This window comes from Kitasatospora sp. NPDC101447 (assembly GCF_044767225.1).
Taxonomy (GTDB): domain Bacteria; phylum Actinomycetota; class Actinomycetes; order Streptomycetales; family Streptomycetaceae; genus Kitasatospora.
This window is the reverse complement of record NZ_JBIWNL010000008.1, coordinates 184,624-198,483: the sequence shown is the minus strand read 5'-3', so window position 1 is coordinate 198,483 and position 13,860 is coordinate 184,624. Positions and strand designations below refer to the sequence as shown.

Here is a 13,860-nt window from a genome sequence, read left to right as displayed (position 1 = left end):
TCCGGTCCGCGGACAGGGCCGTGACCTGTCCGCGGACCGGACCGGTCGGGTCGGGCCGTCACGCGAAGCGCGAGCTCCGGACCGGGCCGGCCGAGCCGATGCGGTCACGCGGGCCCGCGGCGGGCCAGCCGGTGGCGCGGGTGACGAAGGCCGTGAGGACGTCGTCCCCGTCGGGCGGGGTCTGACCGTCCCCCTCCGGGGCGGTCGGAGCGGCGGCCAGGATCTCCTCGGCGAGCTCCTCGGCCGAGCGCCGGTCGGGCCCGGCCTCCTCCGGTTCGCCGTCCTCGCCGAACTGCAGGCCGGGCTCCCACGGGGCGTTCACGATCTGCCCCAGCAGGGTGGACACGTCGGCCGTGACCGCCGGTGGGTCGGTCCAGCAGGTGGCGTGCTCGAAGAGCAGCTGGCCCTCCGCCCGTTCGCGCAGCTGCGCCACCTCGGCGGGATCGCACTCGTTCAGGTCGTACGCGACCACCAGCACGTCCGGCTGCCCCGGCCGGAACGGCGCCGCCGGCACGCCGAGCAGCTGCGCGGCGGCCAGTCCGAGGGCCCGGCTGCCCCGGTCGGTCAGCAGGGCGACCGACGCGGGCTTGCGGCCGGTCGCGGCGAGCACGGTGCGCAGGCGTTCCAGACCGTGGCGGCACTGGTCGAAGTCGTCCTGCAGGTACGCCCAGCGGCCGGTCATGCCCTGGTCGTACCCGTGCGGGGAGAGGGTGGTGAGCAGGCCACCGGTGAGCACGTGGTGCCAGCCGCGCAGGTCCCGGTCGTCGGCGGGAGGCAGGGCCGCGGCCCGCTCCAGCATCCGCCCGACCCGCTGCCCCGGGCCGACCCAGACCCCCTCGGGGACCGACAGCGCCTCGTACACCTCGCGGGCCAGGGATATCCGGCCGGCCATCAGCGCGTTGTAGACCGTCAGGTACCGGTCGGGCCAGTCGCCGAGGCGGGCGTCGTGCTCGCGCAGCACGGCCAGTGCCTCGGTGTGCCGCTCGCAGCCCTCCAGGGCGGACACCAGCTCCAGCAGCACCTTGCGCAGACCGGGCTGTCGGCCGCTCTGCTCCTTCTGCTCCTTGGGCTTGCGGCGGAACAGGCCGGTGCGCGCCGCGGGGGTGGGCGGCGCGGGGGCGGGCGGTGCCTGGACCAGGCGCAGCGCCTCCCGCAGCGCGGGGACGGCCACCGCGTCGATGCCGCGCTCGACGCAGGCGTAGCCGTAGGCGTAGAGCCGGTCGGCCTGCCCGGGCCCGGCCGCCAGCGCTGTCGAAGCCTCGGCCAGGTCCTCGAAGCCGGCGCCCCTGGCCAACTCGGCCACCAGCGCTGCGGTCTCGGCGGGCGGGAGCCGGTCTGCGGCGGAGCGCAGCACCCGCATCGATCCCTGCGAGTCACCGGACTCGAAGAGCTTCCGGGCTTCGGACAGTTCGGTGGCCATGTGTCTCCGGGGTTGGGGGTGTCAGGACCACAGGATGATCGTCGACGGGCCGCCGCCCGGGCAACCCGGTTTCCGCCGGCCGTCCGCCGTGCACCTGCCGACGGTCCGCCACGGGCCCGCCGACGGTCCGCCAGGGGCCCGCCGACGGTCCGCCACAAGGACCCGGACGGTCAGCTCGCCGTGCTCCCCGCCCGGGGAGTGATGACGGGAGCCGTCCGGGAGGCGGCCCCGGAGGCGGTGAGGCTGCCCAGGAGGTTCAGCGCCTCCTCCGCCGGGCTTCCGGGCGGGGCCGTGTAGATCACGAGGAGGTGGTGGGCGGCGCCGGGGACCTGGAAGGACTCGTAACCGAGCGTCAGCTCTCCGACCGCGGGGTGCCGGAAGCGCTTGGGACCGTGGGTCTTCTCGTGGACGTGGTGGGTGGCCCACAGCTTGCGGAAGGTCTCGCTGCCCAGCGACAGTTCGCCGACCAGGCGCACGAGTTCGGGGTCGTGCGGGTGGCGTCCGGCGGCCATGCGCAGGATGCCGACCGTGGTGCGCGCGGCTTCGTTCCAGTCCAGGTGGATCTCTCGCGCGTCGGGGTCCAGGAAGATCCGGCGGGCCATGTTCCGTTCGCGCGGCGGAAGGTTGGGGAAGTCGGCGATCAGCGCGGCAGCCGGTCCGTTCCAGGCCAGGACGTCGTTGCGGTCGTTCATGATCATGGCGGGGGCGGTCGGGACGGCCTCGACCACCTGCCGCAGGGTGGACCGCAGCCCGTCCGCCCGTCCACCGGCCGCTGCCCTCGCCGCGGCACGGCGGGGCGGCCGGGCCAGGTCGTACAGATGGGCGCGCTCGGCCGGCCCGAGCCGCAGCGCCCTGCCGAGCGCGTCCAGGACCGCGTCGGAGGGCCGGTCCGCGCGCCCCTGTTCCAGGCGGACGTAGTAGTCGGTGCTCAGCCCGACGAGCTCCGCGACCTCTTCGCGGCGCAGGCCGGGCACCCGGCGCCGGCCGGTCGCCGGCAGGCCCGCGTCGGCGGGTGACACCAGGGCTCGCCGGGCGCGGAGGTAGTCGCCGAGGCTGCCGGCGATCATGATCGGGTCGGCCATGCGCCCCAGTATGGGGGGCGTCGGCTGGGGTGCACCGGTCGGAAGGTGGCCCTGTCAGTCCCAGGGAACGGCGCTCTCTTCATCCGCCGGTGCCGGTTGCGGACGATCGAGGGCATGTCCACACCTTCCTCTCTCGATGATCACGGGCGCGGCTACTGGCCCACGGTGGTCGCGGTCGGGTCCGCCAGCATGATGCTGCCGTTCTCCGTGACCGGGGCCGCCGTGGCCCTGCCGAGCATGGCCGCCGACCTGGGCTCCTCGGTCGGTGCCGCACAGTGGATGCTGAACGCCTTCAACATCACCTTCGCCGCGCTGCCGCTCGCGGCCGGCAGCCTCGCCGACCGGCTCGGCAGGCGCCGCGTCCTGCTGACCGGCATCGCACTGGTCGGAGCGGTGTCCCTGCTGGTCGCACTGGCACCCTCCATGGCCGTGGCCGACGCGGCCAGGGCCGTCCAGGGGTGCGGGGCCGCGGCCGTGCTGGCCTCGGGAGCAGCGGTGCTGGCCCACTCCACGTCCGGGCGGCGCCGGCAGCTGGCCTTCGGCATCCTCGGCTCCTCCTTCGGTACGGGCCTGGCGATCGGGCCGCTGGTCGCCGGAGCGCTGGTCGAGGCGGCCGGCTGGCGGTCGGTGTTCGTCCTGGTCGCGGCGATGTCCGTCCCCGCGTGGCTGTGCGCCACCCGGGCCCCGGAATCCCGCAACGCCGCCCGGCCCGCCCTCGACGTGGCCGGGCTGGTCGCCTTCACGGCCGGCCTGGCCTGCCTGTCCTTCGCCTTCGTCCGGGCCGGATCCGCCGGCTGGAGCGCGCCGAGCACCCTGCTGCTGCTCGCGGCGGCCGTGGCGCTGGTCGCGCTGTTCGGTGCGGTCGAGGCCCGGCTGGGGGAGCGCGCGATGTTCGACGTCCGCCTGTTCCGCAGGCCCGGATTCGTCGCGGTGGTCTGCCAGCCCTTCACGGTCACCCTGGGCTTCGTCATCCTGCTGGTCTACCTGCCCGCCTACCTCCAGGGCGTCGCCGACCGCACCGCCGTGGCCGGCGGCCTGCTCCTGCTGCCGATGACCGCCCCGGTCCTGCTCCTGCCGCTCGCCGCCGGTCACCTGGCCGCCCGCACCTCCGTGCGAACGGTGCTGACCTGTGCCTCCGCACTGATCGCGGTCGGATCCCTGCTCCTGGTGACCCTGCACAGCAACGGATCGTGGGCGGAACTGGCGCTTCCCCTGCTGCCCTTCGGCGCCGGCGTGGGACTGGCGTTCGGGGTCATGGACAACGCCGCCGTGAGCACCGTCCCGGTCCGGAACGCCGGAGCCGCGGCAGGCATCTTCAACACGATGCGCATCACCGGCGAGTCCGTCGCCGTCGCGGGCGCCGCGGCCCTGCTCACCACGCTCACCGCCACCCGGCTCCACGGCAGCGGCCTCCCCTCCGCCTCGGCAACCCGGATCGCCGGGCGAGCCGTCCAGGGACAGGTGGCCGGAGCGCATCACGCAGCGCTGGCAGAAGGTCTGACCAGCGCCTTCCACACGCTCGGCCTCGTCCTGGCGGCCCTGTCCGCGCTCGGCGCGGTCCTCACCCACCTCGCGCTCGCACCCCACCGCACTGCCGAGCAGCCGTGACGCCGCCGCAGCCCTTCGTGTCAGAGCGGCCGGATAGGTTGCGGGCATGGAGACGGGTGTGGAGAGCGTGCGGGCCGACTACGAGCGGCTGGCCCAGCGGGTCCGTAACGAGCTCGCCGCGGCCGGGCTGCCGGTGGTCGCGCCCGGACTGGCCGTCGAGGTGGCCGTCGGTGCGGAGGTCATCGTCGACATGGCGGACCTCCTCTTCTTCGGCGAGGGGGATCCGGAAGTCGTCGTGACCTGGAGGGTCGGCCCGCAGCTGCGGAGCAATGTCATCGCTGACGCCATGCATCAACGAGGGGTCACCGCGGCGATCCGGCAATGCGGAGAGGTCGAGGCCGCCATGGCCGACGCGGTGATCGCGATCCTGTCGGCGGCCGGATTCACCGCCCGGAACCACGGCAACGACCTGAGCCCGTTCGATGTCCAGGTCCTCGCCGGTCCGCAGCCCGGCCGAAGGCCGGGCTGGGCCCTCCCGGATGAGAGCCCGATTCCGCCCGTCGGCTCCGAGGCCGGCTGACCTGCGGGTCGACGGTCCTGAGGGGCGGGCGGCTGCACGTGACAATGGGAGACACCTGTGCGGGACGGCTTTTCCGATGGATTCCTGACGCGGCTGGCACACGAGACGCATCCGGTGGACCTGATGTGCCTCTACCTGGTGCACGGCTCGGTCGAACGGATCCCCGGCCTCCTGGCCGATCCGGAGACACTGTCGTTCGAGTACCTGAGCCGGCACGTCCCTGCCGAGAGCCGCGCCGGCCACGGCGACGCGGACACGTTCTCGCTCTGCATCAGGAACAGGGTCCACGGGCGGCTGTACGGGCTGGAGTTCAGGATCCACTTCGTCGCCGGTGAGCCGTATGCCGACGCGGTGATTCCGTTCGGTGCGCCCGTCGGCCTGCCCCGCTTCATGCACCACCTCCGCGGGAACCACGGCTCGGGGGGAGCCCCGGGCGACTGGGACTTCGAGGTGTACACCGACGTGCGTGATCTCCGCGAGAGTGTCGTGCTGTTCGGGAACAGGCGCGAGGTCTGGTTCCAGGTCAACCGCGGCCCGGTGGTGGCCGGCCGGTCCGCGGTCGTACCGGGGAACCGGGGCCGGCTGACGACGGGCCGTCTGCACGGCAACCTGTTCGGGGCGGATGCCCGACTGCACGCGGGCGGCGTGCTGTTCCCCGACCGCCTCGCCGACGTCGAGGCCGTCACGGCCGAGGCGCGGGCCTACCGGCGGTACGTGGCCAGGCTGCGCGATCCGCTGCCCCTGCGGGCGGGCCGGCCGGGCAACCCCGGGTTCGGCGCCGCGCGTCGGCCGCGCGCCGTGCGTTGATCGATGCCGGGTCGCGCGACCGCGTGGCCGGGCCCGGGTGGGTGCGGCGCCGTGGACGACGCCGAGGGGCCCGGTGCGCGTGGTGTGCGCACCGGGCCCCTCGGAGGTGGTCCCGGTCGGCCCCGGATTCGGCTTGTGGCGTCCGTCGCGGGGCGTGCGGGTGACCGGCGGGTGTGGGGCCGGTCAGTAGTTGTGGTGGATCTGCCAGTAGGCCCAGGCGGCGTTCGGGCTGCCGTAGCGGCCGTTCATGTAGTCGTAGGCCCACTTGATCTGGGTGGAGGCGCTGGTCTTCCAGTCGGCGCCGGCGGAGGCCATCTTGTTGCCGGGCAGCGCCTGGCCGAGGCCGTAGGCGCCCGAGGAGGCGTTGGTCGCGGTGACGTTCCAGCCGCTCTCGTGGGAGATGATCTGGCTGAAGGAGGCGAGCTGGTCGGCGGGGACGATGCTCGCGGCCAGCTCCTGCGGCGTGCTGGCCGAGGCGGCGGTCGGGACGACGGCGGCGCCGATGACGGCGATGCCGGCGGCGGCGGTGAGCAGGGCGGCGGACTTGCGCATGCGGGTGGCGATCACGGGCATGTGGGAGTTCGACCTCAATCATGGGGGTGCCTCGTCCCGCGGCTCGGCCGGCCCGGGAGGGCCGGCGGGCGGGAGTCGACACCGGGGCGGTCACGGGTGGTGACCGCCGGCGGAAGGTGTGGCAGTGGATCGGACCACCGCCGCAGCTGGCGACTCAGCCATTGTTAGCGGGCTCGGGGGCCGGGTCCAAGGGGTGCCCGCTACGACGCGGCGTCGTAGCTGGGCCGGGTGGACGTGCCCTGCGGCGGCCGGCTCGCTGCCCGCCATTCAGGCGGACAAACCTGGCTTTATTCGGACATTTAGGTCGGTGTTCGCCGGTTTGTGCCGGGAAACAGTGGGGCTCCGGCCACACGCACGGCAGCGTGGCAGGGGCCGTGGCCGGCCAGTTCGACACCGGCGGCGGGACGGGGGGAGCGATCCACTAGGAAGGGTAGGAGGTGCCCGGAGCGCGTGACAACCGTCACGGGCCGGCCCGCGCCGACACCCGGCCGGAGGGGATCCAGCTCACATCGCGGTGACGGTCGGCAACCACCCGGTGGCGCCGGCCCGCGCTCGCCGAGGCATGCGGGAACCGCAGGAGACCGTCCGCTGCCGGGCCGACGCCACTGGCCCAGGACGGAGGCGGGAGGCCGGCCGGGCCTCGGCCGGTACGGCCTATTCCTTGGCCAACGTGTCCCGCAGCCGTACGTGCCTGAACTGGTACACGGCCCCCACCTGCTGCAGGACGCCGCGCTGGTGGGCGTCCTGGAGGAAGCGCATCAGACGCCACGGAAGGCGGCCCCAGAGGGCGTGGCGGACACGGACGACGCTGTACGCGCCCCAACGGGAGGCGAAGAGGATGCCCAGCGGGAGTGACACCACGGGCGCGGCCTGGGAGTAGGCGACGGGTAGGCCGGTGTCGGCGAACCCGACGCCGAGGTGCACGGCCGCGGTGGCCAGGAGGTGGTTGACGGCCAGGATCCCGGCGAACGTGGCCGCGAGCAGGGCGAGTGAGGACCGGCGTTGCCGGCGCATCAGACGGTGCGGGTCCATCGCCTCGGCGTCCACCTCGCGGCGGCTCTGGACCAGCTGGACGACCTGGAGGGGCAGCATGGTCAGGTACGCCAGGCCCCCCAGGGCCAGCAGTAGCAGCGGCACTCCGCCGAATCCGTGACCGGCCCACCCCAGCAGAAGGAAGGCCACGCCGCCCAACAGCGAGCCGAGCACCACGCCCAGAGGGTCCATCCCGATGCCGCCGAACCGCTGCCGGTTCGAAGCGCCCAGTCTGGCGATCACGCCGCACGACAGGCCGACCGTCCCGATCGATCCCCACAGGAAGCCCCAGGGCACGCCCGAGCCGCCGATCAGCCGGGTGGCCGTGACGACCAGCGCGAACCCGGCGGTGACCGTCAATCCGATGTCCACGCCGGTGACGCCCGGCGGCCGGTAACTCTCCAGGCGCCACCAGGCGAGGTCGTTGCCGCCGAGTCTGATCGACTCGCGGGCCAGGAAGGCGAGCCAGCGCCGGCTCTGTTCAGGGGTCCACTGCCGCCGCCACCAGGCAGGGGCGTTGCGAGCCACGGGGCCGGTGTCGAAGACGGTGGGCACCAGGTTCGAGAGGAGGTGGTCGGCAAGCCGGTCGGCCGTCGCGGTCCGGGCGAGTGCGGCCAGAGCGGCGGGCTCGCGGCCGCTTCCGGCGCCGTACACGGTTCGGGCCAGTGCGAGCAGCGCGGGGTTGGCCAATGTCCGCGCGAGGGGCCCCTGCGGCTCGTCCTGCAGGAGGTCGAGCACGTGCCGCCAGCGTGCCTGCTGCTCGGAGCCGCCCGGCGCCGTGAGGTAGCGGCGTACCGCCTCGGGACCGACGGGGCGGGCCCGGATCACCGCGGCGCCGGGAACGGCGAAGCCCTCGTGGTCGAGCGCGTGGTACTCGGCGGTGCGGCAGGTCAGTACCAGCGGGGTGCGGTCGTCGAGGATCCGGTTGATCCCGCGGAGAGCCGCGGCGCGCCGCGCGGCCGGCAACTCGTCCAGGCCGTCGAGCACCGGCAGGATCAGGTGGGAGTCGAGCAGCTGCGCGGCCCTCTTCAGGCCATGGCGCCCACGCCCGAGCGTGGGGTAGTCCTCGGTGAGCCGACGGTGCATCCAGGTGGTCACGTGCTCGGTGGCCGGGTCCCAACTGTCCAGGGCCAACAGGACGGGGACCGGCTGGTCCGGCCGGCGGTCGGTGAGCAGTCCGAGGAGCAGCAGCACGGCCGTACTGGTCTTGCCCGCACCGGCCGGGCCGAGGATCACCAGGCGGCCGGGGCCCTCCAACCGGCGGAAGTAGCCCGGGAGTTCGGCTCCTCGGGCCGGTTCAGGCCGGACGGTTCCGGTGGCCCCGCCGTTCTCGGTGTCCCAGTCGACGGGTATCGGCTCGCCGCCGAACAGACCGCGTATGGCCGCCTCCGCCCGCCACTGTGCGTCGACCGCGCGGGCCAGTCGACGGGCTGCCTGGGTCACGTGGTCGTCTGGTTCCACGTGGACGTGGGTGATGTGGACGTCACCGACCTCGCCCGCCTGGACGACGACGTCGGCGTTCCCCGAAAACCTGTTGTCCACCTTGCGGTCCACCACGCCCGTTCCCCCATCTGGTCGGCGCCGCTGGGCGGCATGCTCCCACAGGAGGAGCACACGGCGCCCGGTTTCGCCGAGTTCCCCACGGGGGAGGCCGGCCGACGCCTACGGTGCGACGAGCACGGCGACGCCGGTCACGCGGTCGGCGGCGAGGTCCGCGAGTGCGGTGTCCGCCTGGCGCAGGGGGTAGCGGGTCACGTGGACCGCCGGGCGGGTGCGGGCCGCCTCCGCGAGGAACGCCAGGCCGTCGGCCCGGGTGTTGGCGGTCACGCTGCGCAGCGTCCGCTCCTGGAAGAGGTGCCGCTGGTAGTTCAGGGCCGGGATGTCGCTGAGGTGGATGCCGGCGACGGAGAGCGTGCCGCCGCGGTCCAGGGCCGCGAGGGCGACCGGTACGAGTTCGCCGACCGGCGCGAAGAGGATGGCGGCGTCCAACGGCTCCGGTGGCGGGTCGAAGGAGTCACCGGCGAAATCGGCGCCGAGCTCCAGGGCCAGGCGCCGCGCGTTCGCGCCGCGGGTGAACACGTGCACGCGGGCGCCCCGGGCCAGGGCGACCTGGGCGGTCAGGTGCGCGGAGGCGCCGAACCCGTAGATGCCCAGGAGTCCGCCCGCCGGCAGCTGTGCCCGCTCCAGGGCCCGGTAGCCGATGATCCCGGCGCACAGCAGCGGAGCCAGTTCCTCGGCCGGCGGGCCCTCGGGCAGCCGGTAGGCGAACCGGGCGTCCGCGGTGAGGTGTCCGGCGTAGCCGCCGTGCCGGTCCCAGCCGGTGTAGCGCGAACCGGGGCAGAGGTTCTCCCGCCCGCTCCGGCAGTAGGCGCAGCTGCCGCAGGTCCCGGCCAGCCAGGGCACCCCGGCCCGGTCCCCGACGGCGAAGCCCTCGACCGCCGGGCCGGCCGCCCGGACGCGCCCGACCACCTCGTGCCCCGGCGTGCACCGGGCCGTCCGAGGGGCGAGGTCCCCCTCGGCGAGGTGCAGGTCGGTGCGGCACACGCCGCAGGCCTCCACCTCCAGCAGGATCTCGTGCGGCCCGGGGGCGGCCAGCGGCCGCCGTTCCCACACCAGCGGCGCCGGGTGTGCCGGGCCGATCGGCCCGGGGCGGTCCACCACCCAGCCCTCGGTCGTCCCCGGTACGGCGCCCGCCGTGTTCATCGCTGCCTCCCGCGAGTCCGCCGCCTGTCCGCCGTTCGGCCGACGGGGTCGAGCGGTCACGAGGGCGACGGGGCCCGTGGCCGGTCCCGACGGGTCATCGCCCGGTTGCCCCGCCTGCGGTACGCCGCCGGCCGCTACCTCCAGCGTGCGCCGGGGGCGGCAGTGCCGCAGGACGGCGGAACCGCGGGCCTGCCGCCGGCCGCAGTGGTCGCTCCGCGCGGCATCACGCGCCGGCCCCGGAGGGCGCTGCTGCGCCGGGGGCCGCGGGCCGGAGCCGGGTGGTGGCCTGCCACTCCCGCGGTGACATGCCGTACGTCGTCCGGAAGGACCGGCTGAAGTGCGAGGGGCTCACGAAGCCCCAGCGGTGGGCCACCGCCGAGATGGCCGGCATCGTCCTGGCCGGACGGGACAGCTCGCGCCGGCAGCGGTCCAGCCGTTCGCGCTGCACCCAGCGGCCGACCGTCGTCCCCTCGGCGCGGAACAGCTTGTGCAGGTAGCGCACCGAGATGTGGTGCGCTTCGGCGATCCGGGCGGGCGAGAGGTCGGGCTCGCCCAGGTGACGCAGGATGTAGTCCTCGATCCGGGCGAGCATGCCCCGCGCGGCCTCCGGGTGCTGTCGGACCGCCCGGCCCTGACGCTCGCGGACCAGCACCGCCAGCAGGTCGGCGGTGGTCAGGGCGAGCCGGTGTCCGGTGCCGGGGTCGAAGTCCGCCGCCTGTGCCGCGAGCCGGTTCAGGTAGCCGGCGATCAGCCCGGAGGTTCCCGAACTGCCGTTGAACACCGTCCCCGTGACGGCCCGCAGCTCGTCGTCGGTCACCCCGAGGGCCGCCTTGGGCAGCCGGAACGCGGTGAAGCGGAAGTGTTCGGGATGCTCCCGCCGGTAGGGACGGCCCGCGTCCGAGCAGGTGAAGGCTCCCGGTCCCACCAGCGCCTGCCGGCCGTCCTGGGTGAGCCGGGCGGTGCCCCGCTGCTGGAGGGTGACCGTCAGGAACTCCGCACCGCCCTGGGAGATGCGGCGCCTGCTGCGGGACGCGGTCTGCGGGCCCGCCTCGACCTCGGATATCCGGAGCGGGCCGAGGCGCCGGCTGGTGATCGTCCCGACCGGGCAGACGTCCTCGTGCGCGATGAGGTCGAGCGGGACGAACGTGCCGGACACCAGCGCGTGCCAGTGTCCGGCGCGGTCGCGGGGTGGCGTCGCGGGTGGCGTCGCGGGTGACGTGTGCGGGGGCAGGGTGACGAGGGTGACGGACATGAGGGCTCCGGGCGCAGTGCGGGTGGTTCTCCCCCCACTCTCGGGCCGATCGGCGCCCCGGCCATCCGTCACATGACTTGCGTCGTCACAGGCCGGGCCCCGGGCCGGCCTCCCGCTCCACGACGTCGCGCAGCTGGCTGCGCGAGGTCACGCCGAGGGCCGGGAAGACCTGGTAGAGGTGGGTCCCGACGGTCCGGGGCGACAGGAACAGCCGCTCGCCGATCTGCCGGTTCGTCAGGCCCTGCGCGGCGAGCCGTACGATCCGCTGCCGCTGCGGGGTCAGGGAGCGCAGCGCGCTGTGCCGGGCCGTCCCGACGGTGATGCCCGCCGCCCGCAGTTCCGCCTCGGCCCGTGCCGCCCAGTGGCCGGCGCCCAGTCCGTCGAAGATCTCACGGGCCTTCGTCAGGGCCGTCCGGGCATCCGCGATCTGCCGTTGCCGCCGCAGCCACTCGCCGTACTCCAGCCAGACCTGGCCCCGTTCGAACGGCCAGCGCTGACCGGCCGGATCCTCCAGCGCCGCGCGGAAGTGCGCCCCGGCGGCGGCCTGTTCGGCCAGCAGCGCGGTGGCCCGGAGCAGGATCTGCCGCAGCCGCGCCGAGGCTCCCGCGCCGACCGCGGCGCTCACCTGCTCCAGGGCGGCCCGGGCCTGCCCGGCGTGCCCGGTGAGGACGGCGGCCGCCGCGTGGTCGGCGACGGCGTAGCACGACAGGTGGTAGTGCACCGGTGCGCCCGAGCCGTCGAAGACGGAGCTCAGGTGCAGGTGGGCGGCGTGGTGGTCACCGAGGGCGGTGGCGGCGAGCGCGGCCGCCCGGCGGGCCCGGACGACGGTGGCGAGCGCCCGGGCCGGCTCGGTGACGGCCAGCGCCGCCGAGGCGTGGCGCAGCGCCGTCCCGGGCTCGCCGGTCACGGCGCACACGGTGGCGAGGGCGGTGAGTGCCCGCGCCGAGCCGAGGTTGCGGTGCCCGGCCAGGAAGCGTTCCGCGAGCCGTTCGACGCCGAGGCGTGCGTCGGCCCACCGGCCGCAGTCGAAGTTGGCCCAGGCCAGGTCCGCGGCGGTCATTCCGGCGTGGAAGTCGGCCGCGTCCTCCCACTGCGGATTGACCATGTCGCCGAGCAGGCTCACCGCCGTCTCGGTCTCGTCCAGCAGCATGCCGAGGACACCGAGGGTGTGCGTCTCGGTCGGGATCAGGCCGGGTGCGGCAGCGGCCGCGGGAAGCAGGGCGCGCACGGTGTTCCCGTGGGTGAAGGGGTCGGTGACGCCGATGTCCCACAGGTGGAACGGCCGGCCGAGCGCCTCGCCGCCCTCCGCCGCGCGGGCCGCCAGCATCGGCCGGATCCGCTCCCGCTGGGCGGCGATGCCCGAGTGGTAGACGATCCCGGTCGCGATGGTGGACACGTCCTCGGCGAGCGGCCCCGCGGCCGGCACCTCCTCGCCGACGACGAGGGCGAAGGCCCGTTCCAGACGCAGCATCAGCATGGCGACCAGCCCGTTCATGGCGCTGATCCAGCTGGTCGCGGCCGGATCGGGAGTGAGGTGCGAGGCCTGGGCGCCGAGGGTCTCGGCCCGGTCGAGGTCCCCGACCAGGACGGCGGTGTAGGCGGCGGTCGACAGGAGCCTGGTCCGCTCGCCCGTGTCCGGGTGGAGCTGGGCGGCACGTTCCAGACCGGCCAGCGCTTCGGCGACGGCGCCCCGGCCGAACGTGCGCATGGCGGTGGCCTCCAGGGTCGCGGCGACCGCGGCGTCGGGGGCCACCGTCGCCGCCGACAGCTGCCAGGCCCGCCGGTCGGGGTCGCCGGCGAGCGCGGCCGCCAGCGCCAGGTGCGCGCGCCGCCGTTCGGCGAACGGGACGGCGCCGTAGACGGCGGAACGGACCAGCGGGTGGCGGAACTCGATCCGGTCCGCCCGCACGTGCACCAGCCCTGCCTGCTCGGCCGGCAGCCACACCTCCATGTCGGAGCCCGGCGGCAGTGCGGCCAGGACGTCGGACAGGGCCGCGCCCTCCGCCGCGGCCGCGATCAGCAGCGCCTCGCGGGTGGCCTGCGGCAATCCGTCGGCCTGGGCGGCGAAGGTGCTCTCCAGCAGGTCGGTGACCGGCACCGGCCCCATGGGCGGGAGGCGACCGTCCCGCGCCGCCCGCCGGGCCAGTTCGATGAGCGCGAGGGGGTTGCCGGCGGCGGTGGCCAGCACCTGGCGCCGGGCCGGGCCGACGGGCGGCTCGGGCTGCGCGCCGAGCAGCTCCTCCGCCTCGGCCGGGGACAGCGGAGCGACCACCACCTGCGGCACCGTCGAGTCCAGCCAGTCGGGCCGGTGGGTGCCGCGGGCCGCGACCAGCAGCGCGATCGACTCGCCCGCGAGCCGGCGTGCGAGGAAGCCCAGGACCTGGCAGCTTCCCGGGTCGAGCCACTGGGCGTCGTCGACGGCGAGCAGCAGCCGGCCCGTGGACGCGATCCGGGAGGCGAGCGTCAGCACGGCCAGGCTCACCATCATGGGGTCCGGTGGGGTGAGGTCCTCACCGAGCCCGAAGGCACCGAGCAGGGCGGCCCGTTGGCGGGCCGGCAGGCCGTCGACCCCGTCGTCGAGGACGGGCAGCAGGAGCTGGTGGAGGCCGGCGAAGGCGAGTTCGCTCTCGGCGACGCTGCCCCGCACCCGCAGGACGCGGGCGTGTTCGCGTTCGGCCTCCTCGACCGCGGTGTCCAGCAGCAGGGTCTTGCCCACCCCCGCCTCCCCGAGCAGCAGGACGGCGGGCGACGCCGACCGGGGGGAGAGCGCGTCGGCGATGACCGCCCGCTCCTGTTGACGACCGATCACCATGGAACTCCTGAAACCGTGTGACGAAGGCGGGACCGTCGTCAGTTCGAACGA

Annotated in this window: 10 protein-coding genes; 3 read left to right on the top strand and 7 right to left on the bottom strand. The window is 74.8% G+C overall.

Translation table 11 applies throughout. The features are described from left to right. Positions 1 to 58 precede the first annotated feature (58 nt). Complete coding sequence (locus ACIRST_RS14995; RefSeq protein ID WP_402802633.1) at positions 59 to 1,420, bottom strand: hypothetical protein; 1,362 nt, start codon at positions 1,418 to 1,420, stop codon at positions 59 to 61. A 170-nt stretch (positions 1,421 to 1,590) separates the two neighbouring features. After that, entirely contained in the window at positions 1,591 to 2,502 is a 912-nt protein-coding gene (locus tag ACIRST_RS14990; RefSeq protein WP_402802632.1) for a helix-turn-helix transcriptional regulator, read from the bottom strand. A gap of 114 nt (positions 2,503 to 2,616) precedes the next feature. Here ACIRST_RS14990 and ACIRST_RS14985 point away from each other — a divergent pair, with 114 nt between their 5' ends. From ACIRST_RS14985 to ACIRST_RS14975, 3 genes are all read left to right on the top strand, one after another. Beyond that, entirely contained in the window at positions 2,617 to 4,110 is a 1,494-nt protein-coding gene (locus tag ACIRST_RS14985; RefSeq protein WP_402802631.1) for an MFS transporter, read from the top strand. Between the two features lie 46 nt (positions 4,111 to 4,156). Next, entirely contained in the window at positions 4,157 to 4,630 is a 474-nt protein-coding gene (locus ACIRST_RS14980; protein ID WP_402802630.1) for a hypothetical protein, read from the top strand. Between the two features lie 123 nt (positions 4,631 to 4,753). Further along, positions 4,754 to 5,437, top strand: a complete 684-nt coding sequence (locus tag ACIRST_RS14975) for a hypothetical protein (RefSeq protein ID WP_350524183.1) — start codon at positions 4,754 to 4,756, stop codon at positions 5,435 to 5,437. Between the two features lie 183 nt (positions 5,438 to 5,620). Here the strand turns inward: ACIRST_RS14975 and ACIRST_RS14970 are convergent, their stop codons facing one another. The 5 genes from ACIRST_RS14970 to ACIRST_RS14950 form a co-directional block, all read right to left on the bottom strand. Beyond that, the gene (locus tag ACIRST_RS14970; RefSeq protein WP_350524103.1) at positions 5,621 to 6,010 is read right to left on the bottom strand and encodes a lytic transglycosylase domain-containing protein; all 390 of its coding nucleotides are present in this window, start codon (positions 6,008 to 6,010) and stop codon (positions 5,621 to 5,623) included. A 654-nt stretch (positions 6,011 to 6,664) separates the two neighbouring features. Then, complete coding sequence (locus ACIRST_RS14965; protein WP_402802629.1) at positions 6,665 to 8,599, bottom strand: hypothetical protein; 1,935 nt, start codon at positions 8,597 to 8,599, stop codon at positions 6,665 to 6,667. A 105-nt stretch (positions 8,600 to 8,704) separates the two neighbouring features. Further along, a complete protein-coding gene (locus ACIRST_RS14960) occupies positions 8,705 to 9,745 on the bottom strand; it encodes a zinc-dependent alcohol dehydrogenase family protein (RefSeq protein ID WP_402802628.1) in 1,041 nt (346 codons plus the stop codon). Between the two features lie 223 nt (positions 9,746 to 9,968). After that, positions 9,969 to 10,997 carry a helix-turn-helix domain-containing protein gene (locus tag ACIRST_RS14955; RefSeq protein WP_402802627.1) on the bottom strand — a complete coding sequence of 343 codons (1,029 nt, stop codon included), beginning with the start codon at positions 10,995 to 10,997 and terminating at the stop codon, positions 9,969 to 9,971. A gap of 85 nt (positions 10,998 to 11,082) precedes the next feature. After that, a complete protein-coding gene (locus ACIRST_RS14950; protein WP_402802626.1) occupies positions 11,083 to 13,809 on the bottom strand; it encodes an AAA family ATPase in 2,727 nt (908 codons plus the stop codon). Positions 13,810 to 13,860 lie beyond the last annotated feature (51 nt).

Bases quoted from the DNA above. Each gene is read 5' to 3' on its own strand.
- ACIRST_RS14995 (WP_402802633.1), bottom strand. From the start codon at position 1,420: ATGGCCACCGAACTGTCCGAAGCCCGGAAGCTCTTCGAGTCCGGTGAC.
- ACIRST_RS14990 (WP_402802632.1), bottom strand. From the start codon at position 2,502: ATGGCCGACCCGATCATGATCGCCGGCAGCCTCGGCGACTACCTCCGC.
- ACIRST_RS14985 (WP_402802631.1), top strand. From the start codon at position 2,617: ATGTCCACACCTTCCTCTCTCGATGATCACGGGCGCGGCTACTGGCCC.
- ACIRST_RS14980 (WP_402802630.1), top strand. From the start codon at position 4,157: ATGGAGACGGGTGTGGAGAGCGTGCGGGCCGACTACGAGCGGCTGGCC.
- ACIRST_RS14975 (WP_350524183.1), top strand. From the start codon at position 4,754: ATGTGCCTCTACCTGGTGCACGGCTCGGTCGAACGGATCCCCGGCCTC.
- ACIRST_RS14970 (WP_350524103.1), bottom strand. From the start codon at position 6,010: ATGCCCGTGATCGCCACCCGCATGCGCAAGTCCGCCGCCCTGCTCACC.
- ACIRST_RS14960 (WP_402802628.1), bottom strand. From the start codon at position 9,745: ATGAACACGGCGGGCGCCGTACCGGGGACGACCGAGGGCTGGGTGGTG.
- ACIRST_RS14955 (WP_402802627.1), bottom strand. From the start codon at position 10,997: ATGTCCGTCACCCTCGTCACCCTGCCCCCGCACACGTCACCCGCGACG.
- ACIRST_RS14950 (WP_402802626.1), bottom strand. From the start codon at position 13,809: ATGGTGATCGGTCGTCAACAGGAGCGGGCGGTCATCGCCGACGCGCTC.